General features: G+C 36.5%; 2 protein-coding genes. Both read left to right on the top strand.

The window, feature by feature from the left end; all coding sequences use genetic code 11:
* Window positions 1–408 precede the first annotated feature (408 nt).
* The gene (locus FTT63_RS15470; RefSeq protein WP_034583450.1) at window positions 409–705 is read left to right on the top strand and encodes a type II toxin-antitoxin system RelE/ParE family toxin; all 297 of its coding nucleotides are present in this window, start codon (window positions 409–411) and stop codon (window positions 703–705) included.
* A 1-nt stretch (window position 706) separates the two neighbouring features.
* Entirely contained in the window at window positions 707–997 is a 291-nt protein-coding gene (locus FTT63_RS15465) for an addiction module antidote protein (protein ID WP_000241337.1), read from the top strand.
* Window positions 998–1,229: the final 232 nt, after the last annotated feature.

The following is a 1,229-nucleotide window of genomic DNA, read 5'->3' as shown; positions in this document are numbered from 1 at the left end:
CCAAGAAGACGTGCACAGAAAACAGCAATTCAACAACGAAATCTGAATCCTGTGCTTGACTTGGAAATGTCTGTATAGGACATTTCTATTTGGTTTTAAGATAGGACATTTCTACTTTGGAATAACAGATTTTTAATATTACTTTAAGATCAGTATCTTATCGTTATTCATACCCTCTGGAACGTTCTCGTTCAACCGACTTGGAAACAAGTCGGTTTCTTTTTAAGCAAAACTGTAACTTTTAGCCAATAAGATTGATCAAAAAACATTCGTTTTTGTATTTTTTCCTGATTTCTCAATGGTCCAGATTCAGAAATAATCCCCAATTTCTGCGGACAACTATTGGGATAAAAATCTTGCATTATGTATTCGATCGAATACAATATAGTGAGAAGAAAAGGAATCCTCATGATTGAAATTAAACGTCTACCAGAATTTGATGAATGGTTGGATGGCATTAAAGACAATATGACCCGCATTCGCTTGAATCGCCGATTAGATAAGGTTCAACGTGGGAACTGGGGAGACATTAAACCTCTCCAAGATGGTGTTTGGGAAATGAGAGAGTTCTTCGGTTCAGGATGGAGGATGTATTACATCCAACATGGTGACGTAGTGATTGTAATGCTTGGTGGCGGAGATAAATCAACTCAACAACAAGACATCAATCGTGCAGTAAAATTATCAAAAACGTTGGAGGATTAAAATGGTTAAAGTAGCTGATTTACCAAGTTTTGATATGGCTGAGTCACTCAAAACTGAAGAAGATATTGTAATGTACCTCAATATGGTTCTTGAAGAAAATGATCCTGCTGAATTAGCGCACGCACTTGGTGTAATTGCTAAAGCAAGAGGTATGACCCAAATTGCGAAAGAAGCAGGTATTGGACGAGAAGCCCTTTACAAAGCACTTCGTCAAGATTCAACGCCTCGTTTTGATACGATCAACCGTGTTGTGAATGCTTTAGGTTTAAAATTGACAGTTCAACATACTTAAAATTTAAAAAATATAATAAAAAAATGGGAGCTTAAGGCTCCCATTTTTTTATTATATAACGCCCATTCCATTGAATCAAAAAACTTAATTTCAATATGCCTCATTTGAACCGTACCGGGTTTGTCGGAGACTTTTTTATTTAAGTTAGGCCACCTGACCTAACGGGTTAATCTTATCATAGTACATTGCTTCAAACTCAAAAGGTGATACATAACCCAGTGCACTGTGTACA

This window comes from Acinetobacter sp. C15, from assembly GCF_013420645.1.
Taxonomy (GTDB): domain Bacteria; phylum Pseudomonadota; class Gammaproteobacteria; order Pseudomonadales; family Moraxellaceae; genus Acinetobacter; species Acinetobacter indicus.
This window is presented reverse-complemented; position numbering and strand designations above follow the sequence as displayed.